Below are 23,758 nucleotides of genomic sequence, written 5' to 3'. Positions count from 1 at the left end.
CCAAAATACAACAGCGTATAAATCTCAGGCCGCGTAAGATATTAGGGTTTAAGCAACCAGATGTAATTTTTAAAGAGCAATTGCAGTACGCGCAGAGCGAGTGTTGCAGTTATTAATTGAATCTAGGCATCAATTTTGTCTGAAGACCCCAATGTGGTCCGTCATATTTGCGCTGAAAACTGCGGCGCACATAGCCATAAAAAGGCCAGAGGATCGCTCCAACTGGCCTTTTATATTCTCAGACTTTGATGCTGATGCGTCGCTAGTTGCTACCCGTCAGATCATCAAAGAACTTCTTCACTCCATCGAAAAAACCGCGCTCTTTCGGCCGATAACGGGCCGCCTCATCGCCACTCCCCATCGAGTCTTCAAACTCTTTCAGAAGTGCTTTTTGCTTGGCAGACAAATTCACCGGAGTTTCGATCACGGCTTTACACACGAGATCGCCGACCACCCCTGAACGAACTGACTTTACACCCTTACCCCGGAGTCGGAACATCCGTCCGGTTTGTGTCTCCGCTGGAATTTTCAACTTGACCCGACCATCGAGGGTCGGCACTTCTACTTCGCCACCGAGTGCAGCATGGGTAAAGCTTACCGGAACTTCACAGTAGAGATTGTTGCCATCACGCTTGAAGATAGGGTGTTCACGAACACGCACCTGAACATACAAATCGCCACTCGGTGCGCCATGCTCTCCGGCCTCTCCTTCGCCTGACAAGCGTACCCGATCCCCGGTATCCACACCCGCCGGAATTTTAACATTCAACGTTTTGGTTTTCTCAACACGCCCCTGACCATGGCAGCTGCGACATGGATTTGCGATAACCGTGCCACGTCCATGACACTTCGGACAGGCCTGCTGCACCGCAAAGAAACCCTGACGCATTTGAATCTGTCCAGCGCCTTGACAGTAGTCGCAGGTTTTCGGTGCTGAATTGTCAGCGGATCCAGTGCCATCGCAATCATCACAGGTGCTTAGTCGCGGGATTTTAAGATCAACGGTTTTTCCGCGAACCGCTTCTTCAAGAGTTAGCTCTAAATCGTAACGAAGATCGGCGCCACGCTGCGCCCGACGACCACCACCACGGCGTCCGCCACCAAAGATATCGCCAAAAACGTCACCAAAAATATCGGAGAAATCAGCGCCACCGAAACCGCCGGCACCGGCACCACCGCGCGCTTGATCGAACGCATCGTGCCCATATTGGTCGTACATTTGGCGTTTCTGCGGATCACTCAATACTTCGTAAGCCTCTTTGACCTCTTTAAATTTGGTCTCGAGCTCTTTATCTCCCTTGGTGCGGTCCGGGTGATATTTCATTGCTAACTTTTTGTACGCTTTTTTAATCTCGCGTTCGTCAGCCCCTTTGCTTACCCCAAGGACATCGTAGTAGTCAGTCTTCGCCATAGGTCCCCATACTCTTGCTCTTAATTTAGACGCATACACGGGCGCTCCAGTGGAGTACGCCCGTGTTGCATTTCAGTGAGAACGACTTACTTCTTCTCGTCGTCTTTCACTTCTTCAAACTCAGCATCTACAACATCGTCTGCTGCATCACTCGCGGCATTTTCTTGTCCGCTTGCTTGCTGCTGCTGTGCTTGTTGTTGCGCAATCTCCATCAACTTCTGAGACTTCTCCATCAGCGCTTGTGACTTGGCTTCGATCGCCTCTTTGTCACTTGCTTTGATAGCATCTTCAAGTTCACTGATCGCTCCCTCGATCGCAGACTTGTCGTCCGCAGGCAATGCTTCACCTGCCTCTTCCACCTGCTTCTTCGTTGCGTGGATCAGCGCATCCGCTTGATTACGAGCCTGCACCATTTCTTCAAACTTTTTGTCTTCTTCAGCATGAGCCTCTGCATCCCGAACCATGCGCTCGATCTCATCATCATTCAGGCCAGACGATGCTTTGATGGTGATTTTCTGTTCTTTGCCTGTATCTTTGTCTTTTGCAGAGACGTGCAAGATACCATCCGCATCGATATCGAACGTCACTTCGATCTGCGGAATACCGCGAGCTGCCGGACGAATTCCCTCGAGGTTAAACTGACCCAGCGACTTATTATCCGATGACCGCTTCCGCTCACCTTGCAAGACGTGAATTGTAACCGCTGACTGATTGTCTTCAGCCGTCGAGAACGTTTGCGACTTCTTCGTTGGAATGGTGGTGTTCTTCTCAATCAACGAGGTCATCACGCCACCCATCGTCTCGATTCCGAGCGACAACGGACAGACGTCTAACAAGAGCACGTCTTTCACGTCACCCTGTAGAACACCAGCCTGAACCGCAGCACCGATTGCAACAGCTTCATCTGGGTTCACATCTTTGCGTGGTTCTTTGCCAAAGAAATCCGTCACAACCTGTTGTACTTTTGGCATCCGTGTTTGACCACCGACGAGAATAATGTCGTTCACGTCGCTCACTTTCAAACCGGCATCAGAAAGTGCTTGCTTCACAGGTTCTAAAGTTTTCTTCACCATATCTTCAACCAACGACTCAAGCTTTGAGCGCGTCAGTTTGATCGCCATATGCTTTGGACCGCTCGCATCTGCTGTGATGTACGGCAGGTTTACTTCTGTTTGTTGCGCAGAAGAAAGCTCGATCTTGGCTTTCTCGCCAGCTTCTTTCAAACGCTGCATTGCCAATGGATCTTTACGCAGGTCAATGCCTTGGTCTTTCTGGAACTGCTCAACGAGGTAGTTGATTACACGGTTATCGAAGTCCTCTCCACCAAGGTGGGTATCACCATTGGTTGCCAGAACCTCAAAGGTGTGTTCACCGTCAACTTCATCAATCTCAATGATGGAAATATCGAACGTTCCACCACCAAGATCATACACCGCAATGACATTGTCGCCTTTCTTGCGATCCATGCCGTAGGCAAGTGCTGCAGCGGTCGGCTCGTTAATAATCCGCTTCACTTCCAGCCCAGCAATGCGCCCAGCATCTTTCGTGGCTTGACGCTGTGCATCGTTAAAATATGCAGGAACTGTGATGACCGCCTCGGTGACTTTTTCGCCAAGGTAGTCTTCCGCGGTCTTTTTCATCTTCTTCAAGACTTCAGCTGAGATTTGTGGTGGAGCTTTCTTCTCACCTTTCACCTCAACCCATGCATCACCGTTGTCGGCCTTAACAATACCAAATGGCATAATGCCGATATCGCGCTGCACTTCTTCGTCTTCAAATCGACGTCCAATCAGACGCTTGATTGCGAAAAGCGTGTTACGTGGGTTGGTCACTGCCTGCCGTTTTGCTGGCGCGCCAACCAGAACTTCTCCATCTTCAGCGAACGCAACAATCGACGGCGTTGTGCGATCACCTTCCGCATTTTCAATAACGCGGGCCTTGTCGCCGTCCATGATTGCAACACATGAATTTGTCGTGCCGAGGTCGATACCAATAATCTTACCCATGTCTTTCTCCGAACCTTTCAATTTGTTACCGGGATGTCTTGGATATGGGGACAGCCCTAAACGATTTCAATAGAAATAATGTGGTCTTTATTCCGTCGCCGCTGCGCGGGTGACCATAACCATTGCTGGGCGCAATAAACGTCCGTTTAGCAAATAACCTTTTTGCATCACATACAGCACGGTATTCGGTGGGAGTTCCGCATGTTCTTGCATCCCCATCGCCTCATGATGCTGAGGATTAAAAGGCTGTCCTTGCGGATCAATGACTTCCATTCCAAACTTCTCGATCGTGCTTAAGAAGCTCTTGTGGGTCATCTCAATTCCCTCTGCAATCGTCGCCTGAGCTGCATCATTCTTATCAATGGACTGCAGTGCCCGCTCAAGGTTATCGATCACCGAGAGCAATTCACCAGCAAACTTCTCAATCGCAAAGTTCCGGGCTTTCTCCGCTTCTAACGTTGCCCGACGCTTCACATTTTCAGCGTCAGCTGCAATCCGCAGGCCTTTCTCTTTTTCTTGCGCAAGCTCGTGCGCAAGAATGGTCAGTTTGCGCTCTAGCTCGGTAATACCAGCGCTTTCTTCGGTCGCTTCACTTGCGATTGTATCCTCTCCTTCGGTTTCCGAATCGAGTGCTTCCGCTTCCCCTTCATGGGGTTGCTTTTGCTCGCTTGGTTCAACGTGTTCGTCTGCTGGGCGTTGCTCGCTCATGCCATACTCCATTTGCTCAATCAGGAGGCCTCGCCTCCAAATATCAACTGATTTGTGTGCTGGAAGGGATATGGGGACTGGTTTTTTTAATTCAAGAATAAATTTCAGGTTTTGCGCTCTTGATCTCTCTGCTTAAACTCCGTAGTTTTGAGACATTCGCCGGTATCCGGAGCGCTGCATGAGTCACACCAACACAACAACGTCCAATTTCTCGGTGATCGGTTTGCTGTGTCGAAACGAATCGACCTCCGCATCAGAAACGCTCCATGCACTGCTCAATGCCCTGACCGAGTCGGGTTATCAACTTCTACTTGAAGAGAACGCACCGGAATGTGCTGAACACCCGGACATTACTCGGTGCTCGCTTGACGCTTTAGGCTCACAAGCGGATGTAGCAATCGTCATTGGAGGCGATGGCCGAATGTTGGGTGCTGCGCGCACCTTAAGCTTATACAATGTTCACGTAATTGGTGTGAATCGAGGAAACCTTGGTTTTCTCACCGACATTTCTCCCGATGATGCAGTCAACCAAATTCTTGCGGTTCTCTCCGGGGAGTATCGGACCGAGTATCGATTCTTGCTCGATGCCACTATTGTTCGAGACAACGAAGTCCAAGCGCAAGCGAACGCAATGAATGAAGTAGTGCTCCACTCCGATCAAGTCGCACACATGCTCGAGTTTGAAGTCAATGTCGATGGCCAATTCGTGTTTAGCCAACGTTCCGATGGGCTCATTATCGCCACACCAACCGGTTCGACTGCTTATTCGTTGTCCGCCGGTGGACCCATTCTGACGCCAGAGCTCGATGCGATCACCTTGGTTCCCATGTTCCCGCACTCTTTGAGTAGCCGACCGATTGTGGTTCCGGGCAGCAGCGAAATTAAAATCCGTATTGCACCTGACGAGCAACCTTTGCACATCAGTTGTGATGGCCATATTCAGCTTCCCGTCCATCCTGGATGTGAAGTGATTATTCGGCGCCAACCTCACCAACTCAAACTCATTCATCCGCTTCACTACAATTATTACCATGTGCTTCGGAACAAACTGAATTGGGGCAGTCGGCTGTTCTAAGCTATTTTTTAACCACCCTCTTGCGCTACTGGATAAACACTGTATATTTACTGTATAGATAGACAGTGTTTACATTTAATTCGCTGGAGGCACCTCATGCTGACTCAACTCGACATCCGTCAGTTCGCCATTGTCGACCATTTAATTATTGATTTTAAATCGGGCATGACTGCCATCACGGGTGAAACCGGGGCAGGTAAATCGATCGCGTTGGACGCATTGAGTTTGTGTCTCGGTGCGCGGGCTGAGAGCGGTATGGTTCGACCTGGCGCAAGCAAAGCAGAAGTGATCGCAAGCTTCCGAGTCCAACAACTCCCAGATGTCATGGCATGGCTTGAATCGAGAGACTTAGCCCTCGATGATGCCGAATCGGACGAGGATAACTGCATTGTGCGGCGCACGCTCTCTGCCGAAGGCCGTTCAAAAGCATTTATTAACGGCATTCTGGTCCCAGTTAATTTGCTAAAAGAACTCGGGAATATGCTTGTCAGCCTTCATGGCCAACACGATCATCATCTTCTCATGAAGCCTGAATATCAGCTGACGCTGCTCGACCAATATGCAGGTCACTCGGACGCTCTCGAAAAAACTCGAGTCGCTTACTCCACATGGCGCCAATTAAAGCGCGAGCAGAAAGAGCTGCAGTCCCGTGTCGCACAGGAAAATGCACGCCGCCAATTGCTTGAATATCAAGTGACCGAGCTTGACGAATTCGCCCCGCTCGAAGGTGAGTATCAACAGTTAGATGATGAGTATCGTCGTTTAGCAAATGCATCGACCTTGCTCGAAGATGCGCAATTTAGCCTAGGTTCTTTATACGATAGCGAACACAATAATGCATATAGTCTGATACAAAGCGTTAAACAGCGCCTAGAAGATAGCGTCTCTTTAGATGCCCATTTGCAGCCGATTGTTGAGTTACTCGAGTCAGCGAGCGTGCAAGTGGAAGAGGCAGTCCACGAACTGCGTCACTATCAAGATTCTGTTGAGCTAGATCCGGCCCAATTAGCGGAGACAGAGAAACGGCTTCACGCCATGATGCAGCTTGCCAAAAAACATCAGGTCGACCCGGATAAATTGACTGAAGTGCACCAAGCGTTAAAAGCAGAGTTGGATGGAATTACGCAGTCCGAAAATCGGCTGGAAAGTCTCACACCTGACATTCAGAAAGCATGGGATGTATTCCTGAGCGCGGCAGATACGCTTTCACAAAGTCGCAGAGCGTCAGCAAAATCGCTTGCTCAGGCAGTGACCGAAAGCCTTCATGCACTCAATATCCCGGATGGCGAATTTGAAGTGCGTATTGAGACTCATGCAGAACAACATCAAAGTGCGTCGGGCATTGATCACATCCAATTTGTGGTAAGCGCGAATGCCGGTCAGCCATTACAGCCCATCAATAAAGTTGCATCCGGAGGTGAGCTTTCCCGTATCAGTTTGGCAATTCAGGTTTTAACTGCGGGCCAAGGAAACCTCCCTACCCTGATTTTCGACGAAGTTGACGTCGGTGTGAGTGGTCCAACTGCTGCGACAGTTGGCAAGCTTTTACGTTCGCTCGGCAAGCACAATCAAGTGCTATGTGTCACGCATCTGCCGCAAGTCGCTGCGCGCGCCCATCAGCAGATGTTTGTCCGAAAACAAAAACAGAACGGTCAAACCATCACCTCAATGGAAGCACTCAGCGAGTCACATCGTATCGAAGAACTTGCTCGGCTTCTTGGAGGAGATACCATTACTGAACATACCTTAGCGAATGCGCGTGAGTTGCTAGCAGGCTAAATCCAAGCACTCGGTACAACAATGGAACTTTTCATTGAAAGGAAAGACCAATATTCACCTCGGGCGACTGGTGTCCGAGGGGTCTTTTACGCTAAGATTTAGCCCTTACTCTGAGAATTGCGGTTTTACTATGAGAATAATCACAGCTTTTGCTTTCGCGTTGCTCCTTTCGGCCTGTGCGGTTTTTGATCCTTTGGTTTATAAAATTGATATACCCCAAGGAAACTATATAGAACAGCAGGATGTTGATCGGCTTCGCATTGGCATGAGCAAAGAACAAGTTCGCTACGTGTTGGGATCGCCTGTTTCTGAAAATGCTTTCCGCGCGGATGATTGGCATTACGTCTACCATCTGAAGCCAGGTCGCGGTTCGATTTATCAGCGAAACCTCACAGTTCACTTCGAATATGGAACCGTTGCGCGGCTCTCTGGGGATTTTGAGGTTCCTGAAGCCTTTTACACTCCCCTAGAGAATTAAGTTTTTCTCACGGGTCTGGACTGGCATCGTCCACGTGCGTGCAGGCACGTCTGCCGGTCAGCGCATACAGAGGCATTGACTGAGAGACCATGACACAAGCACGCACTGATTTCATACCAGAATCAAGCCCCCACGACCCCCATGAATACAAATGGATCTGGTTGCAGGGGCACTTTCCCGTACTACTCGTCCATATGCCTGAAGCGCAACAGAGCGCGGCTGCATTCGCAGTCAATGCAGGTCATTTTCATGATCCGGACGATGCACCAGGTATTGCCCACTTTTTAGAACACATGCTGTTCTTGGGTTCTGAGCGTTGGCCAGCCCCTGAATCCTTCGGTCAGTTCATTCAACAGAACTCAGGCCACTACAACGCATGGACCGGAACAGAACACAGTAATTACTACTTTTCTGTGCAACCTTCCGCCTTTGCCGAAGGGCTCGATCGATTCAGCTCCCTTATCCGCGAGCCCCGCTTTGATCTAGACTGGGTTGAGAAAGAACGCCAATCGATTGAAGCCGAATACCGATTGAAGCAAAAGGATGAGCTGCGGCGTTTGTATGAGGTGCACAAAGCAACGGCAAATTCGTCACACCCTTTTGCCAAGTTTTCTGTAGGCAATGCGGAAACGCTCGCAGACCAACCGGATCGCGCGATCCGGGACCGTCTAAAAGATTTCTATATTCAGCACTATTGTCCACGCAACAGCACACTGGTGCTCACCGGCCCTCAATCTCTAATAGATCTTGAGAAACTTGCGCATGCGTATTTTGATGAATTTGCCATGCTTCCCTCGCCTCAACGCCCATCCCTCCCGGATGTGCCAATGTACAACGAGAGCGATCATGGGCAAGTCATCTACGTTCGCCCGATCAAGCAAGCGAATCGCCTCATTGTAACCTTCCCATTACCGGGGATTAATCATGACTACATGCACAAAACGACGTCATTCATTGCTCATTTACTCGGGCATGAGTCGCCTGGAAGTTTGTGCTTCTGGCTTCGCGATCAGCTGCTGATTACCGAGCTGAGTGCCGGTGGGGGGATGAGTGGCTACAACTTTAAAGATTTCACCCTCAACATGCAGCTCACCGATGCCGGCATGATGCGAATTGATACGATTTTGCAAGCCTGTTTTCAGTTTATCCGCACCATTGCTCAAAAGGGCTTGGTTGATGAATTGTATCAAGAGCGTCAACAGATGCTTGCGCTTGCCTACCGGTTTCCGGAGAGTATTCGTCCAGTGGATTTTGCATCGCAGCTTGCAATCAACATGCTGCATTATGATCCTATCCACGTGGTCAGTGGTGATTATCGAATGGATGGTCTTAATCGGTCCTTCGCCGCTGGGATTTTGGAAAAAATGACACCGGAACGCGCACGCGTCACAGTGATTCATCAGAGTGTCCCGGTCAGCAAACGAACGCAGTATTATCATGCCGAGTACAGCGTGAGCCCGTTACGGGTCGAGCAGATTGAGTTGTTTCAAAAAGATCTAGCGCAAACCAAGTTTTCAATTCCAGCGCCCAACCCTTACATTCCAAAGCGTGTTGAGCCGTTACCGTTTCGTGGTGATTTAAGCGAAGATCGAGCACCCGAATATTACAATCAAGCCCCGGGTGTTCAACTATGGCATCGGCAAGAATGTACAAGCGCAGCCCCTCATGCACACGTGTACTTATCACTACAGCTTCCTTTAGCAAACGCGAGTGTCCGGAATCATGCCATCAGCAGGCTCTGGTGTGAGCTAGGTCAAGATGCTTTGAATGAACGCTTCTACGATGCCGAAGTCGCTGGTATTCACTTTAATCTATACGCACAGGGTTCTGGAATTACCCTCCACGTTGCTGGATTTTCTGATCGTCAACCAACGCTCTTGCGTGATTTATTGACCACCCTAGCTACCTTACGACCCAGTGCCGAGCAGTTTTACACCACGCGAGATCACATGTGTCGTAACTGGCGGGCGATGCATCAACACAAGCCGATCAACTACTTGTTTTCTCTCCTGCACCATAGGTTACAAAAAGGGTCCTACACCGCTCAGCAACTAGCCGAAAGTATTCGCGATCTGGACTACGAGCATTATCTCAATCTGTTGCCGGGTATGTTGCGCGACGCACAAGCGCTTTTACTGACAATCGGCGATATCGAAGCGACTACATCGATCGAACTTGCCCATTGGATCGCGAGTAACTTCCCTGTAGAAGCCATGCCAAAGTCTCGGGTTGCGCGCCATGTGACACGGCTCGAACGCGGGTGCGCAGACGTTCCGTTTGTCAGTGCCCATGCTGACGCAGCATGTGCATGGTTTTTCCAAGGGCAAACCACGCAACTTAAAGAAAAGGCGAATTTCCTCGTCTTAAATCAGTTGTTTTCGCCGCAATTCTTTAACCAACTTCGCACCGAACGACAATTAGGATATCTCGTGGGATCGAGCTATGTTCCGATGCACGGATTGCCCGGTTTGTTGTGCTATGTCCAAAGTCCGCATTATTCTTCCAACGAAATTCATCAGGCGATGTCAGATTTTATTGATGATTTCATGAAGAATATTGAAAATTTAGACGAGGAGACCTGGCTACAAGCCAAACAATCCGTAATGAGTCATTTATCGGAGCGCGCTGTAGGGCTTCGAGCACGGGCGCAACGAGCATGGAGCTCCATTATCAACAACCAAGGCGAATTTGGATTGGCAGAGCAAGTCATCGCAGAAGTACAACAATTACAACGTGAAGCATTCCCCACGTTCATTGAGAGTAGACTGCTAAGCGAAGCGAGCAGCATGGTCCTGCGCTCAGTGAATCAAGCCGAGAAGTAAGTTCCGTGAAATCCTCTCGCTTTCATGATTAACATCCGCTGATGTGTTCTAAACATCGGGAAAAGGAACGGACCGAGCAACAGCCCGAAGAATGCCCACCGCCGGCGACCCATTCCAAACTTCCAAGCTTGGATGTAGAAAAACACGGCAAACACCAAACTGAGCAAGAAGAATACCAGCACAACATGCCCCACATCGAATCAATCTGATATCTGTAATCGTAACAAAAGCGCGTCACATATTCAGGTTTGCAGGTGTTATAAAAAAAGCGCTGATCGCAACACTTTATTGACGTATCAGCGCTCCATTCGGTCTTAACTCAGCATTACAACGGCTCTATAAAATCAACCTTTTGGGTAAAACGACCGCCCTTCAGACGCCATATCGAGGAGTAAAGCGCATGGCTTAAATCGATCACCTTCGGTTTTCGCAAAGTGCTCGAGGCGCTCCACCACATGAGCAATGCCTAAGCTATCCATGTAGCGGAACGGTCCGCCACGGAATGGTGGGAAACCAATGCCAAAGATCGCACCAATATCTCCATCACGAGGCGAACGAATAATCTCCTCTTGAAGACACCACGCTGCCTCATTGAGCATCGGCAGGACGCATCGCTCAGCAATTTCATCTGCCGGTAATTTGTTTGCTGGCGAAATCCCAAATAACTCATAAACCGACTTGTCAACTTGCTTACCACTTGCTTTGGCGTCGTAACGATAAAACCCCTTTTTCGATTTACGTCCCTTGCGCCCATCATCTAGCAATTTGCTGAACGCATCGGGGGCTCTAAATCGGGCTCCTAACTCATCCGCAAGAATTGGGGCAACCTTTGCCGCCACGTCAATTCCGACTTCATCCAACAGCGTGACTGGACCCACTGGAAAACCAAACTGCACCAAGGTCTTGTCCAATGTTTCAATTGGCTCACCGGCGAGAAGGAGACGCGCGGCCTCATTCATATAGGGCGCCAGAATTCGATTCACGTAGAAGCCAGCCCCATCTTTCACAACGATCGGTGTTTTGCCCTGTTTCTTGGCGAACTCCACTGTGGTTGCGATTGTCCCATCGGACGTGCCTGGATGGGTGATGATTTCTGCCAAGGGCATCTTTTCGACCGGTGAGAAATAATGCAAACCGATCACTTGGTCTGGACGTGCAGCCTTTGCAGCAATCTTCGTAATCGGTAACGAGCTGGTGTTGGTTGCAAAAATAGTGTGCGATGCCGCGTTCGCTTCAACATCCGAAACCATCTTTTGCTTCAGGTCCAAATCTTCGAAGACCGCTTCAACAACAATATCTGCATCCTTAAAGCCGCTGTAATCAAGGGTCCCTGATAACATCAACAACTCTTTCTGCACCTCGGTAGGGCGCATTATTTTTCGCTTCAACTTTGGTTGCAGTAACTTGTTGTGGTACGCCAACGCGTTCTTAATCCCCTCATGGTTGATATCTTTGAGGCGGACAGGAATCTTCGCCTTGTTAATCGTGACATGGGCAATTCCCCCACCCATCAAGCCACCACCAAGAACGGCCGCTTTCTTGACCTTTTTAGGCTGTGTTCCTGATGCGCCAGTTTCCTTTTTAATCTCAGTCGTCGCGAAGAAGATATTGCGCAATTGATAGGATTCCGGTGACATGGCCAATTCACCAAAACAGCGTGCTTCATATTCAAGTCCCGCTTGCATGCCTTTGGTCATGCCGTGTTTTACCGTATCAATAATTTTATCAATTGCTGGGTAATTTCCTTTCGCTTTCTTCTGAGCTTGCTCGCGTGCTTTTGAATAAAGCACCGAACTTAAGGGGCCCTCGAGAACTTTTCCGACCAAGTTAAGTTTCGGTTTGCGCGCTTTCGGTTTTCCAGCAAGCGCCTGCTTTACTGCGGCTTCCAGCAAAATGCTCTGGGGTACAATTTCATCAACGAGGCCAAGCTTTAACGCCTGCTTAGGCCGTAATTGCTTACCGGTCAGCATCAACGTCAGTCCTTGTTGAATGCCCACCAACCGCGGCAGCCGCTGTGTTCCGCCTGAGCCCGGAAGCAGCCCTAGCTGCACTTCAGGGAGTCCAAGGACGGTTTTCGGCGAATCACTTACTACCCGCTTATGGCAGGCTAAAGCCAGTTCCAAACCACCACCAAGCGCAGGCCCATGAATTGCTGCAACGACAGGAATCTGCAGCGCTTCAAGGCGGTCAAAAAGTGCCTGCCCTTGACGAGCCAAACTCTCCGCGTCGGCTGCTGTTTCACATTCACTGATCATACGAATGTCTGCACCTGCAACAAACGAACTCGGTTTGCCACTGATAAAAACAAGTCCTTTGAGTGCCTCACTGGATTCAACACGCTCCATCAGATCCGCCACTTCATCGGCGAAGGTTGCTTTTAAGGTGTTCATGCTCTCGCCAGGGACATCAATCGTTACCACCCCAATACCGTCCTCTCGGATATCGAGTGAGAATGCACTTTTAGCTTTATTCATTATTCAGTCTCCAAGATGACAGCGGCGCCAAGTCCACCCGCAGCACAGGCAGTCGTCAATGCGGTGCCTCCACCGCGTCTTTGCAATTCACGGAGCGTCTGCGTCAACATCCGCGCCCCAGTCGCAGCAAACGGATGCCCATACGCAATTGAGCCGCCCAACACGTTGAATTTGCTTTCATCAATCTCACCAATCGCTTCGGTTCGATTTAGCTTTTCTTCTGCAAACTTCTGGCTGGCAAACATTTTGACATTCGCTAGGGTTTGGGCTGCAAACGCCTCATGCATGTCAATAAGGTCCAAATCGCTCAACTTCATTCCCGCCCGATCAAGTGCAAGTGGCGTTGCATAAGACGGCCCCATCAGCATATCTTCCATGACATCAATGGCACTAAACGCATAACTGCGAATGTATCCAAGCGGCTGGTAACCCAATGCTTTCGCACGGCTTTCGGTCATCATAAGAATAGCCGCGGCGCCATCTGTTAGTGGTGTCGCATTTGCTGCGGTGACAGTTCCATGCCTGCGATCAAATACTGGCCGCAACTTAGCATATCCAGCCAATTCTGAATTCTCACGAATGTTATTATCTCGCTCAAGATACGCTTTGAATGGTGGGACATGCGCAGTCATTACTTCATCGGTCAGCAGCCCTTGTTCCCATGCTTGGTGCGCAAGTTGGTGAGACCGGTGCGCCAACTTATCTTGGTCCTCGCGCGAAATCCCATGGGACTTTGCCATTTGTTCTGCCGTTTGTCCCATCGACAAACCCGTTGAGTATTCTGCCACCGCAGGCGGAACCGGCATAAGATGACGGAAGCGCAGACGCTTTAAAATGGCAAGTCGCTGTCCGAGCGTTCGAGCCTTATTTAAGTCGACGAGTGCGCGCGCGAGGGTTTTCGAGACGCCAATCGGAAGGACCGACGAGGAGTCTGCGCCCCCGGCAATTCCGATTTCGATTGTTCCCGCAAGCATCGATTCAGCAACATTAACTGCGGACTGGAAGCTCGTAGCACATGCGCGACTCACACTGTACGCGTCGGTCTTCACAGGAAGACTGGTTGCGAGGACTATCTCCCGTGCGATATTCGGTGCCTCTGGCATCTGGACGACTTGTCCAAACACAAGTTGCTCAACCAAATCAGGGTCGAGCCCAGTCTTTTGGATTAAGTCCTGTACCACCATTGCACCCATATCAAGTGCTGGCACGCCATGAAAAAAGGTGGCTTGTTTTGCAAACGGTGTCCGCAAGCCCGCGACAATAGCGATTCGGTCGCCTTTCGGTGTGCGTAAGCTTTGTCCTGAAGCCGACATAATAATCCCCTGCTGTTGGAGTGGTCTGACCACAAAATACTCCCCGATTCTACTGATAAACGCTTTGAATTAAAACCACTGTCTACGAGGAATCATTGCGGTAGCATCTCGAGTCTCAATTGGATACTCTTCAAAGATAGAAACTTTCAGAGCGAACTGCACGTATTGGGAACTGTTTTTCGCTTTACATGCTCTATGGATGTATTCGCTTTGGGCGAGATTTTTAGGTGAGGTTCGATATGACCGCAGCGGTCGCATTTCAACAATTAGAAGACTATCTCAATCACGAAGTTTTAGGGCAACCTGGGCTTGTTCAGCATCTCCTCATCGCAATTCTTGCGGATGGGCACCTGTTAGTCGAAGGCCCTCCCGGACTTGCAAAGACACGCGCAGTTCAGGCGTTATCAAAGGGAATCGAAGGGAATTTTCATCGCGTTCAATTCACCCCCGATCTTCTCCCTGCGGATTTGACGGGGACCGATATTTATCGGCCAGAAACCGGCGAATTTATTTTTCAGCAAGGTCCGCTCTTCCATAATCTCGTGCTTGCCGACGAGATCAACCGCGCTCCAGCAAAAGTTCAATCGGCTCTGCTCGAAGCAATGGCCGAACGACAAATTACCGTTGGGCGCGCAACCTACCCATTGCCCGCTTTATTTACCGTCATGGCGACGCAAAACCCGATTGAGCAGGAGGGCACCTATCCACTCCCCGAAGCGCAGTTAGACCGATTTTTACTCCATTTAACGCTCACCTACCCCGATGCAAACACAGAGCGCCACATTCTTGCCCTCAACCGAAATGAGCGACTTAGCGGTGAATCGACTATGGCCACACCGATACCTCAGGCAACTATTTTTGAGGCCCGCAAGGCGCTCTTGGGCTTGCATATGGATCCAGCTGTCGAAGCCTACCTTGTCGCGTTAATCATGGCGACGCGAGAGCCTAAAAAATACGATGCTGAACTTGCTCAATGGCTGACTTTTGGCGCGAGTCCGCGCGCAACAATTGCACTCGATCGATGTGCTCGTGCACGCGCTTGGTTGGCAAATCGAGAATTTGTAACACCGAGCGATATAAGCGCATTAGCGCATAACGTGCTTCGTCACCGGATTATCCTCAGTTACGAAGCTGAGGCGGACGGAATTACCCGCGATCACGTGATCGATCGAATTCTCGAGGTTGTTGCTGCTCCATAGCGTGTTGAGGGCTTTTGTAACACCTCCGAGAATTGATAAGTCAGGAATTTGTATGAGACAACGTCAAATACCATCAGCGGCCAACTCCTCAGAATTATCTCTGGCGGTGCTCCGCAGCAACGGTGCAGAGCCTAGCATGCCTGAACTGTTGCGCTATCGCGGGCGACCCTTACCATTACCCATCCCGATTCGTCAGGGGTCGGTGATGCAGAGTGGGCATAAGGTGAGCCGCTTTCGAGGCCGCGGTATGGAGTTTGATGAGGTACGTCATTATCAACCAGGCGACGATATCCGAGCGATCGACTGGCGGGTGACAGCTCGGACCGGAAAAACCCATACCAAACTCTTTCGAGAAGAAACGGAACGTCCTTTATTCTTATGCGTAGACTATGGGCAAAGCATGGTGTTCGGTTCTCAATTTCTCTACAAATCTGTCCAAGCAGCGCATATTGCCGCAGGAATTACTTGGTATGGGGTGCAACGCGGAGATCGCGTGGGTGGGTTGATATTCAACGCCGGAGGACATTACGAGCTTAAACCTCAAGGACGACAACATGGAGCGCTCATGCTGCTCAAGCAACTCGTTGCAATGCACCCTCCCACCCCTCAGCATTTCTCGGAACACCAGCCACGGGACTCTTTTGTCACGCAGCTTCAGCGGCTTCACCGTTTATGTCGTCCGGGTGCGGATGTAGTTATCATCAGTGATTTCTCTGAGCTATCTGAGGAGAGTATCGACCTACTGCGCGGACTCAAACGTCATCATGCGGTCACCGCGATTCTCGTTGAGGATCCGATGGAGTTAGCACTCCCGTCAGATAAACGAGGCCATGTTCGATTGTACGATGGAACGAAGCCTCACTCGGTGGAGCTTGCAAACCCACATTATGCACAGGCGTGGCAGAAACGCGCAGAGCAATGGCGAGCCGAGCGAATTCAGCAACTCCACCGGGCGAGTCTTCAGGCTCACTCTATTTCAGCCGCCTACCCTGTCGCAGATCAATGGCACGAGGTGCGTCGATGAATCCCCTCGATTCACTTCATGACATCGTCGCGCCTGAGCCGATCGGTTTATTTCCGCTGGCTCCAGCTTGGTGGGTACTACTCGTGATGCTGTTGTTGGGTCTCTCGCTGGCTGTCTTCTTTGCGATCAAACACTGGAAACGGGCACGCAAGGAAGAGCGTCCTCTTCTATGGGTTGACGCAACTTTGCGGGAGCCGGTATCCCAGATGAGTGACTTAACCTTAGTCGTGAAGAGTGCAATCCATTACTTATCCCCAAAACATCCGGCCTTAAATCTCTCGGGTCCGGCGTGGTGCGAGTTTTTGATCGAAACCATGCCTGCCACCGAGCAAGAAGACTTTGCAGCACAAATGCACCAAGTCGAACCGTATCTTTATCAAACCCATGGTACCGAGCACACAAACATATATCGGACGCTACTTCAGCGCTGGTGGGCTGCAAATCGAGGCCAATTCAAAGGTGGTCTAAATGATTGAATTCGGTCTCATTTGGGCACTCGTACTACTGCCTCTCCCGCTGCTCGTTCGTTTTCTGACGCCGCGCGTAAAACGAATGCAAACTGCGATCTGGATGCCTCAAGCCCGTCATACGGCCCCGGATGCCTCCGTCCTACGGACTCCCCCGTGGCGTCGTTGGATCATCCCCGCTCTCATTTGGTCACTGTTAGTCGTTGCCTGCGCACAGCCACGCTGGGTTGGGGAGCCCATTACAATCAATCCTGAAGCGCGGGAGATCATGATTGCACTGGATTTATCCGGCAGTATGCAAATGGATGATATGGAGTTGAATGGGCGCTCTGTGACTCGCCTCGAGGCCGCTCACAGCATTCTCGCCGACTTTATCCGTCGCCGGACAGGGGACCGGATTGGTTTAATTGTTTACGCAGACTCGGCACATGTGTACGTTCCGATTACCTCGGACTTAGAGACCGTTGCGACCATGGCTGAGGAGGCTTTTATCGGCCTAGCGGGTCAACGAACCGCCCTGGGTGATGCGATAGCCCTGTCCATTCGCTACTTTATTGAACGAGATAGCCCCAACCGACTTGTTCTCATGCTGACTGATGGCGCCATTAACACCGGGCAGATTAATGCAGAACAAGCGATCGAGCTCGCCCGAAGTCACGATGTAAAGATTCATACTATCGGAATTGGCTCTGACGAAGTCACGGTGCGTGGAATCTTTGGCGAACGGCGACTGAACCCAAGTGTAGACCTCGATGAGATCTTTTTAAATGAGGTCGCCCGCGCAACCGGTGGCGAATACTTCCGAGCGCGCAGTACACAGGAAATGGAACGGATCTATGCATTAATTGACCGTCTTGAGCCAATTGCTCGCGATGATGCCTCGATTCGTCCTCAACGCAGTCTGGCTCACTTCCCGTTGAGCCTCGCGTTCATCTTGTTTCTGAGTCGTTGGATAGCCTTATCGTTGACATCTGCGAGTAGCATAAAGCGAGTTCAGGGAGGAGCATCATGGAAATAACCTTCCTTGGAGTTCACTGGTTGCGCCCGCTCTGGCTCCTCACCCTGATCCCGTTGTTCATCTTGTCGCCTTGGATCTGGCGCAGGGCAAAATCTGATCGCATGGCAACACAAGTGATTGCCCCTCATTTAGCGCATCACCTTGTTCGTATCCAAGGTAAGCACAACGCGTGGGCACGACCATTGAGCGTGCTGACCGCGGTGATGATTTGCATTGTCGCGCTCGCAGGCCCCGCCGTGGAGAAAATTGATGTTCCAACGTTTACCACAGACCGCGGCGCTGTTCTTCTCTTTGATGCCTCGATCGATACGCGAGCCCAGGACGTGGTCCCCGATCGACACACGAGATTGCGATTCAAAGCCGTGGACTTAGTGAATCGGATGCACGAGGGGCAACTTGGACTCGTCGCCTATGCTGGGGATGCGTTTACGGTAACGCCCCTTACGCGAGACAACCGAAATATACTGCAGAGTCTGACGGTGCTCGAGCCGGAAGTCATGCCCACAGATGGTAATTATCCATTACTTGGTTTTGAGGAAGCCAGCAGGCTGCTTCAAGCAGCAGGATATCGAGATGGTGATATCTTTTGGTTTACTGGCGGCATTCAACAACGGGATATGGACGATATTCGACGCCACCTGAGAGACAAAAATTGGCGTGTTCATATACTTGCAGTGGGCACCCCCGATGGTGCGCCCATTCGCGGCGCCGATGGTGAGCTGGTCCGTGATCCCCAGGGCAGAATTATCATTCCACGGCTCATTCCAGATTATCTTCAAACCATCACCCGTGTAACCGGTGGACGTTATCAAACATACACACAAGATCATCAGGATGTGGAGCAACTCATTGCCGCCGCGGCACGTGATCAGACAGACTTTGTCGAAGCTTTTGAACAGGGAGACGCTTGGCGTGACCTGGGGCCTTGGATTGCGCTGCTCCTTGTTCCATTTGCGTTATACGCCGCTCGGCGTGGTGTCTTATATGCGCTGCCCATTGTATTCGTCCCACTCATCATGTCCCCCACCAGCCACGCAGCGCCTCCGGCAGGGGACCTATCCCCTGTGAATCGAGCTCAGTTGTCTTGGCTCGAGCGGATGTTCCTCACCCGAGACCAACAAGCACAACGGCTACAGACGTTCGGCGATTATGCTTCGGCTGCAGATGTGTATCAAAGTGCGGAGCACCGGGCGTTGGCGCATTATCGTGCGGGACAATATGCTGAAGCGGCTGCACTCTATAGTGAGCTCCCTGGCGCGCATGCGCGTTTCAATCAGGGCAATGCTCTTGCTCAACTCGGTGAGTTTGATGCCGCGTTGGACGCATACCAACAAGCCCTAAGTAAACGTCCGGATTGGCAAGAGGCGCAAGACAACTACACCCTTATTAAGGCGCTTCGTGATCAGCAACCGCAAGGCGATGATGCATCCCAGGACGATGACAATGACGAACACACCGGTGAAACCGATGCGAGCAATGACTCCGACGCTGCCAATGACGGTTCGACTGAAGATGAAAGAAGGTCAGAGAGCGGGTCTGAGGACTTCGATAGCCCCAGTGAAACCCCAAGCGATGATCACGAGGGTGCCAATCAAGAGGAAGACACAGCGGACGAGTCGCGTGAGGAAAATGGCGACAACCAGGTGTATCAGGAGGCTCCCGAACGCCTTGAACGAACGCAAGAGGAGTTAGATGAACTCAATCAACTTTTACGCAGAGTCGATGAGGACCCTGCACTTATCCTACGGAATCGCCTGCAGCGCGAAGCGCAACGCCGGCGAAATCAGACACAACCACCACCTCGAGGATTCTAAATGACGTCCGGGCTCACTTTTCGGTCATATTTTAAACAGCCACGCGCGCGCTCGATCTGGATGTACCTTATCGCCAGTCTGCTTTTCGTGCAGTTCGCTTACGCAGACACAGGTGGACTGGAAATTCAGGTAACGCTGAGCGCAAATCCAGTTCTCGAGTATGAAACCTTTACCCTCATTGTTTCAGCGAATCAGCGGCTGCCAAACACTGCATTCCAGCCTGAGCAATTTCTTAGAGACTTTCGCATTCGCGGAACCTCGGTCAACTCGTCATCGCGAATCGTCAATAACGAATCCCAACATACCACCGAGTGGCGCGTTACCTTAACGGCTCCTGCTGTTGGCAACTATCAAATTCCGTCTCTCACCGTAAATGGTGTCCGCACGCAACCCATAGACTTTGAAGTCATCCCACGACAAGAGACGGACGGTGAGCAAGCAGACTATTTTCTGAAAACCGAGATCGAATCAGAACGGCCGTATGTTCAGCAACAGGTTCGCTTAACCGTGCGGTTGTTTATGGCTGCTGCTATCGAGAGTGGAAGTCTAGAACTTCCTGAACTAGAGCACTTTCATGTTGAGCAACTCGGGCAAGATCGGCAGTCTCAAGATATTGTCGAGGGCCGCCGCTATCAGGTACTCACCCGAACATATCTTCTCACGCCCCGCCGAAGTGGGACCTTCACCATTGAACCGGTTCGATTCGAGGGCATGGCACGTATTATTCCGAGTGGGAGCTTTACTACCTTTGGCCGACTGGAGAGTGTCCGAGCACTCGGTGAGGCGATCACGGTCGAAGTTCGCTCCCGTCCCGATGCGTTTGAAGGCGCTTGGTTGCCAAGTGAATTTGTGATGCTTGAAGAGCAATGGGATCCCAGTGAGAGCCTCTGGACCATGGGCGAACCCATCACCCGCACCATCACCCTCACCGCAGCCGGCGTCCGACGTGAACAACTCCCGGACCTTACCTTTGATTATCCTGCCGAAATACGTACCTATCCTGATCGAGGGCAGACCGATACGCGCATGTTACGCGGACAACCCGTCGCACGGGTCACTTACACGACAGCGCTGATTCCAGCACAAGCTGGCGAGTTTGTAATTCCAGCCATTCGGGTTCCCTGGTGGAATGTTCAAAAGGATCAGCTGGAATACGCAGAGCTTCCAGAACGCACCGTTCGGGTTATCGCTCCCCCCGGCGGGGTGCTGCCTCCAGGCAGTATGGACGTTGAAGCGCTCGAATCACACCGGCCATCCGCTCCATCAAGCGCAGAATCCGCAGATGAAGTCCGCCCGGCCGAGCATAGCACTTCCCACTGGCAGATCCTCGCCGCGGTTTTATTTATCATGTGGTTCGCGACCCTCGGCACATTACTCTGGTTTATTCGAGCCAATAGGCTTAACACGACTCAACGCTCAAAGCGCCCACAGCCACAAACACCTGAAGGCGCGCGAGCTGCGCTCCAAGCGATCAAAAGTGCCTGCAGAAAAAATGATGCGAATGCTTGTGCCCAGGCTTTGCGCGAATGGCACTACGCTCGTACGGGACGCCCTGCGACTTCCTTGCCGATGATTGGCACCGCAGTACCCTCAGCGGAGCTGACCGCGCTTTTGGAACGCCTTGAGAGTTCGTTGTTTAACCCCGTCGACACGTCCTGGAATGAAGGGAAAGCATTGTGGGAGCATCTGACTTCCCTGCACCTCACACGCCAACAAGCAGGTGAAGACGGCGTCCCACCCTTGTATCCGGAGTAACTGGACCTTCGAACCTGTTTTATGCGGCTAGAATTACCACGTGGCGTGCCACGATTAATACCCATAAAAAAACCGAACTCCATAGAGTTCGGTTTTTATTTTTACCACGCTCATTGATTCAGCAATGTAACTAAACCTTACAGGCGACGCTCGATCTTCGCTTGCGCTTTCAGCCCTTCCATCAGCGCGCGATACGCTAGCTCAGCGCGTTGCCCCTCGATCTGACGACCAAAGCGCTCACGCTCGGCTGCATCGACGGCTCCTGGAGTGACGTCCGTCAGTTGAACAATCGCAGCGTCCCCATTACTCAAAGTCACTGTCGCATATGCTTGATCGGTTAGTGCCATGCGAAATAGCTCTTGTCGAACAGAGCCCGGCAGCTCGCCACCAAAACGAGGCGTTGATTCAATGGTACGGAACTCAACCGCTTCGCCTTCAATCGATTCACCAGCCAAAAGTTGCGCCAGAAGCTGTTGAGCGTAATCTGCAGCTTGCGCCTCAGCTTGTTGCTCAGCCAGATAAGCTTCAATGTCACCACGCACTTCCGCTAAATCACGGACACGAGCAGCTTGGTAATCTTGTGCACGGACAACAATCGACCGCTGATTTAGCTCGACAAGCTCACTGTTCATGCCCATCTCACGGACGTCATCAGAAAAAGCTTCTGCGAGAAGGCGGGGATCATCATAGCCTTCAGGTGCTTGATCACGACGAATCCAAGGCGATGTTTGAATTTCCAAGCCAAGCTCTTCTGCTGCTACATCAAGCGTGTCTGGAATTTCAAATGCCATCCGAGCAAGCGTTTGCTGCTTCTCAAAATAAAGCCGCTCGGCTTCGGCCTGCGCTAAATTTCGACGAATGTCATCCGCGACATCGGCAAACTCGCTGCGCTGAGCAGGAACCAACTCAGTCAACTTCACCAAATGGAAGCCAAATTCTGAGCGAACGATATCAGAAACATCACCTTCAGCTGACAGGGCGAAGCCAGCCTCTTCAAGGTCTGGATCCAACATACCCGCTTCTAGGCGACCTAAATCACCACCATCTTCACCACTGAAAATATCGTCCGACTCTGCTGCCGCAAGATCAGCAAAGTCTTCGCCGTCATTAAGACGCGTTTGAATGTTTTGAATACGCGCAAGGGCTGCGTCTTCATCATCACCAAACTCAACAAGGATGTGCGAAATCGAGCGAGTTTCGGTGGTCGCAAACGCCGCAGGATTGCTTTCAAAGTAATCTCTGACTTCATCCTCATCAACGACCACAGAGTCCACGACATCGGCGAACGACAGCTCAATGTAGTTCAAGCGAATCCGTTCCTCTTGCCGGAAGCGATCTTGATTATCGAAATAGAAGTTTTCGATGTCCTCGTCGGAAACCTGAATATCTGCAAGAAATTGCGCAGCTGAAATCGTTGCAAAACGACCAGAGCGGCGCTCATTCTGTAACACTTGCATCCGCTCAATCTCATGCGGAAGTGCAAATTCAGAACCCATGACGCCTTGTAACAGCATCACGCGGCTCATTTCGGTCTGCAAATAGTCACGGAACATTTCAGGTGTGAAACCAGCATTATTCAACAACCGAAGGTACAGGTTGTTGTCAAACTGGCCCCCCACTTGGAACTCAGGCATCTGTCGAACTTGCTCACGCAGTGCAGCCGATGATTGCTTCAGACCAAGTTTGCCGGCAAGCTCAACCGCTAGCTGCTCTTCAATCATGCCCTCAAGCACGTCACGACGAAGTTGACGCATATAATCTTCGTCTGCCGCTAACAGATTAAACATGTCACCAAACTGCTGCTCCATCATCGAACGCTGATTTTGGTATTGGCGTTCGAATGCAGCACGACTGATTTCTTGATCATTTACTTTAGCTACGTAATCTGACGAACCGCCGCCGAGATATGCGCTTACACCAGTAAATGCGAATGTAATAATAATTAGGAACAGGATGACCTTAACAACCGGGCCCTGCGCCCCTTCACGAATCCTATCGAGCATGGTTTATCTCTTTTCAACACTAACCGCAGTTATGTAAACCCTTGACATGAAAAAAGCGCATCAGGCGATGCGCTTCCTACAGTCATCGCGCCGCAAATTATATCACACTATTGCGGCGTTTCTGAATGGGTAACTTCTTAGTTGACCGCGTCTTTCAGTGCTTTACCCGCTTTGAATGCAGGTACTTTAGCGGCTGAAATTTGAATTGTTTGGCCAGTTTGTGGATTCCGACCAGTACGCGCTGAGCGCTCACGCACGGTGAAAGTACCAAATCCAACCAGAGCAACTTGGTCATCATTCTTCAGTGCTTCAGTCACTGCACTGATAAAAGAGTCCAGAGCACGACCTGCTGCTGCTTTGGAAAGTTCTGCGTCTGCTGCGATTTTGTCAATTAGCTGAGACTTGTTCACAG

Annotated in this window: 17 protein-coding genes and 1 pseudogene; 11 read left to right on the top strand and 7 right to left on the bottom strand. The window is 50.9% G+C overall.

What is annotated here, in order from left to right; genetic code table 11:
* Positions 1-116 (top strand): annotated as a pseudogene (locus CWE11_RS12265) (IS30 family transposase); the annotation flags it as partial.
* A 146-nt stretch (positions 117-262) separates the two neighbouring features.
* On the opposite strand, the gene dnaJ reads toward CWE11_RS12265, so the two are convergent.
* The 3 genes from dnaJ to grpE all read right to left on the bottom strand — a co-directional run bounded on the left by dnaJ (position 263) and on the right by grpE (position 4,125).
* Positions 263-1,411, bottom strand: coding sequence for a molecular chaperone DnaJ (gene dnaJ, locus CWE11_RS09180; RefSeq protein ID WP_126777322.1), 1,149 nt, complete (start codon positions 1,409-1,411; stop codon positions 263-265).
* A gap of 86 nt (positions 1,412-1,497) precedes the next feature.
* Complete coding sequence (dnaK, locus tag CWE11_RS09175; protein WP_126777321.1) at positions 1,498-3,417, bottom strand: molecular chaperone DnaK; 1,920 nt, start codon at positions 3,415-3,417, stop codon at positions 1,498-1,500.
* An 87-nt stretch (positions 3,418-3,504) separates the two neighbouring features.
* Entirely contained in the window at positions 3,505-4,125 is a 621-nt protein-coding gene (gene grpE, locus CWE11_RS09170; protein ID WP_126777320.1) for a nucleotide exchange factor GrpE, read from the bottom strand.
* 178 nt (positions 4,126-4,303) lie between these two features.
* Here grpE and nadK point away from each other — a divergent pair, with 178 nt between their 5' ends.
* From nadK to CWE11_RS09150, 4 genes are all read left to right on the top strand, one after another.
* Positions 4,304-5,200 (top strand): NAD(+) kinase, encoded by an 897-nt coding sequence (gene nadK / locus CWE11_RS09165; RefSeq protein ID WP_126777319.1) that lies wholly within the window; start codon positions 4,304-4,306, stop codon positions 5,198-5,200.
* A gap of 96 nt (positions 5,201-5,296) precedes the next feature.
* On the top strand, positions 5,297-6,979 hold the full coding sequence (gene recN, locus CWE11_RS09160; RefSeq protein ID WP_126777318.1) for a DNA repair protein RecN: 1,683 nt from the start codon (positions 5,297-5,299) through the stop codon (positions 6,977-6,979).
* A 130-nt stretch (positions 6,980-7,109) separates the two neighbouring features.
* Positions 7,110-7,457 (top strand): outer membrane protein assembly factor BamE, encoded by a 348-nt coding sequence (locus tag CWE11_RS09155; protein ID WP_126777317.1) that lies wholly within the window; start codon positions 7,110-7,112, stop codon positions 7,455-7,457.
* A gap of 89 nt (positions 7,458-7,546) precedes the next feature.
* Positions 7,547-10,279 (top strand): insulinase family protein, encoded by a 2,733-nt coding sequence (locus tag CWE11_RS09150; protein WP_126777316.1) that lies wholly within the window; start codon positions 7,547-7,549, stop codon positions 10,277-10,279.
* 344 nt (positions 10,280-10,623) lie between these two features.
* On the opposite strand, the gene fadJ is transcribed toward CWE11_RS09150, so the two are convergent.
* Positions 10,624-12,753: a fatty acid oxidation complex subunit alpha FadJ gene (gene fadJ / locus CWE11_RS09145; RefSeq protein WP_126777315.1), complete on the bottom strand. Its 2,130-nt coding sequence runs from the start codon at positions 12,751-12,753 to the stop codon at positions 10,624-10,626.
* The gene (gene fadI, locus CWE11_RS09140; RefSeq protein ID WP_126777326.1) at positions 12,753-14,066 is read right to left on the bottom strand and encodes an acetyl-CoA C-acyltransferase FadI; all 1,314 of its coding nucleotides are present in this window, start codon (positions 14,064-14,066) and stop codon (positions 12,753-12,755) included. Before fadI ends, fadJ begins: the two co-directional genes overlap by 1 nt.
* 239 nt (positions 14,067-14,305) lie before the next feature.
* Here fadI and CWE11_RS09135 point away from each other — a divergent pair, with 239 nt between their 5' ends.
* The 6 genes from CWE11_RS09135 to CWE11_RS09110 are packed head-to-tail and all read left to right on the top strand — an operon-like array spanning position 14,306 to position 21,343.
* Positions 14,306-15,265 (top strand): AAA family ATPase, encoded by a 960-nt coding sequence (locus CWE11_RS09135; RefSeq protein ID WP_126777314.1) that lies wholly within the window; start codon positions 14,306-14,308, stop codon positions 15,263-15,265.
* Between the two features lie 52 nt (positions 15,266-15,317).
* Positions 15,318-16,289 carry a DUF58 domain-containing protein gene (locus CWE11_RS09130; RefSeq protein WP_126777313.1) on the top strand — a complete coding sequence of 324 codons (972 nt, stop codon included), beginning with the start codon at positions 15,318-15,320 and terminating at the stop codon, positions 16,287-16,289.
* Complete coding sequence (locus CWE11_RS09125; RefSeq protein ID WP_157981335.1) at positions 16,286-16,765, top strand: DUF4381 domain-containing protein; 480 nt, start codon at positions 16,286-16,288, stop codon at positions 16,763-16,765. The genes CWE11_RS09130 and CWE11_RS09125 overlap by 4 nt, the downstream gene beginning before the upstream one ends.
* A complete protein-coding gene (locus CWE11_RS09120) occupies positions 16,758-17,774 on the top strand; it encodes a VWA domain-containing protein (RefSeq protein WP_126777311.1) in 1,017 nt (338 codons plus the stop codon). The genes CWE11_RS09125 and CWE11_RS09120 overlap by 8 nt, the downstream gene beginning before the upstream one ends.
* Positions 17,765-19,588: a tetratricopeptide repeat protein gene (locus CWE11_RS09115; protein WP_126777310.1), complete on the top strand. Its 1,824-nt coding sequence runs from the start codon at positions 17,765-17,767 to the stop codon at positions 19,586-19,588. Before CWE11_RS09120 ends, CWE11_RS09115 begins: the two co-directional genes overlap by 10 nt.
* Positions 19,589-21,343 carry a BatD family protein gene (locus CWE11_RS09110; RefSeq protein WP_126777309.1) on the top strand — a complete coding sequence of 585 codons (1,755 nt, stop codon included), beginning with the start codon at positions 19,589-19,591 and terminating at the stop codon, positions 21,341-21,343.
* Positions 21,344-21,480: 137 nt separating this feature from the next.
* Here CWE11_RS09110 and CWE11_RS09105 read toward each other — a convergent pair whose 3' ends face one another.
* Positions 21,481-23,346: a SurA N-terminal domain-containing protein gene (locus CWE11_RS09105; protein WP_126777308.1), complete on the bottom strand. Its 1,866-nt coding sequence runs from the start codon at positions 23,344-23,346 to the stop codon at positions 21,481-21,483.
* 137 nt (positions 23,347-23,483) lie between these two features.
* Complete coding sequence (gene hupB / locus CWE11_RS09100) at positions 23,484-23,756, bottom strand: nucleoid-associated protein HU-beta (RefSeq protein WP_126777307.1); 273 nt, start codon at positions 23,754-23,756, stop codon at positions 23,484-23,486.
* Positions 23,757-23,758: the final 2 nt, after the last annotated feature.

This window comes from Aliidiomarina sanyensis (assembly GCF_003987175.1).
GTDB classification, from domain to species: Bacteria; Pseudomonadota; Gammaproteobacteria; order Enterobacterales; family Alteromonadaceae; genus Aliidiomarina; species Aliidiomarina sanyensis.
This window is presented reverse-complemented; position numbering and strand designations above follow the sequence as displayed.

Excerpts from the sequence above, each read along its gene's own strand:
- dnaJ (WP_126777322.1), bottom strand. The coding sequence starts at position 1,411 with ATGGCGAAGACTGACTACTACGATGTCCTTGGGGTAAGCAAAGGGGCT.
- dnaK (WP_126777321.1), bottom strand. The coding sequence starts at position 3,417 with ATGGGTAAGATTATTGGTATCGACCTCGGCACGACAAATTCATGTGTT.
- grpE (WP_126777320.1), bottom strand. The coding sequence starts at position 4,125 with ATGAGCGAGCAACGCCCAGCAGACGAACACGTTGAACCAAGCGAGCAA.
- nadK (WP_126777319.1), top strand. The coding sequence starts at position 4,304 with ATGAGTCACACCAACACAACAACGTCCAATTTCTCGGTGATCGGTTTG.
- recN (WP_126777318.1), top strand. The coding sequence starts at position 5,297 with ATGCTGACTCAACTCGACATCCGTCAGTTCGCCATTGTCGACCATTTA.
- CWE11_RS09155 (WP_126777317.1), top strand. The coding sequence starts at position 7,110 with ATGAGAATAATCACAGCTTTTGCTTTCGCGTTGCTCCTTTCGGCCTGT.
- CWE11_RS09150 (WP_126777316.1), top strand. The coding sequence starts at position 7,547 with ATGACACAAGCACGCACTGATTTCATACCAGAATCAAGCCCCCACGAC.
- fadJ (WP_126777315.1), bottom strand. The coding sequence starts at position 12,753 with ATGAATAAAGCTAAAAGTGCATTCTCACTCGATATCCGAGAGGACGGT.
- fadI (WP_126777326.1), bottom strand. The coding sequence starts at position 14,066 with ATGTCGGCTTCAGGACAAAGCTTACGCACACCGAAAGGCGACCGAATC.
- CWE11_RS09135 (WP_126777314.1), top strand. The coding sequence starts at position 14,306 with ATGACCGCAGCGGTCGCATTTCAACAATTAGAAGACTATCTCAATCAC.
- CWE11_RS09130 (WP_126777313.1), top strand. The coding sequence starts at position 15,318 with ATGAGACAACGTCAAATACCATCAGCGGCCAACTCCTCAGAATTATCT.
- CWE11_RS09125 (WP_157981335.1), top strand. The coding sequence starts at position 16,286 with ATGAATCCCCTCGATTCACTTCATGACATCGTCGCGCCTGAGCCGATC.
- CWE11_RS09120 (WP_126777311.1), top strand. The coding sequence starts at position 16,758 with ATGATTGAATTCGGTCTCATTTGGGCACTCGTACTACTGCCTCTCCCG.
- CWE11_RS09115 (WP_126777310.1), top strand. The coding sequence starts at position 17,765 with ATGGAAATAACCTTCCTTGGAGTTCACTGGTTGCGCCCGCTCTGGCTC.
- CWE11_RS09110 (WP_126777309.1), top strand. The coding sequence starts at position 19,589 with ATGACGTCCGGGCTCACTTTTCGGTCATATTTTAAACAGCCACGCGCG.
- CWE11_RS09105 (WP_126777308.1), bottom strand. The coding sequence starts at position 23,346 with ATGCTCGATAGGATTCGTGAAGGGGCGCAGGGCCCGGTTGTTAAGGTC.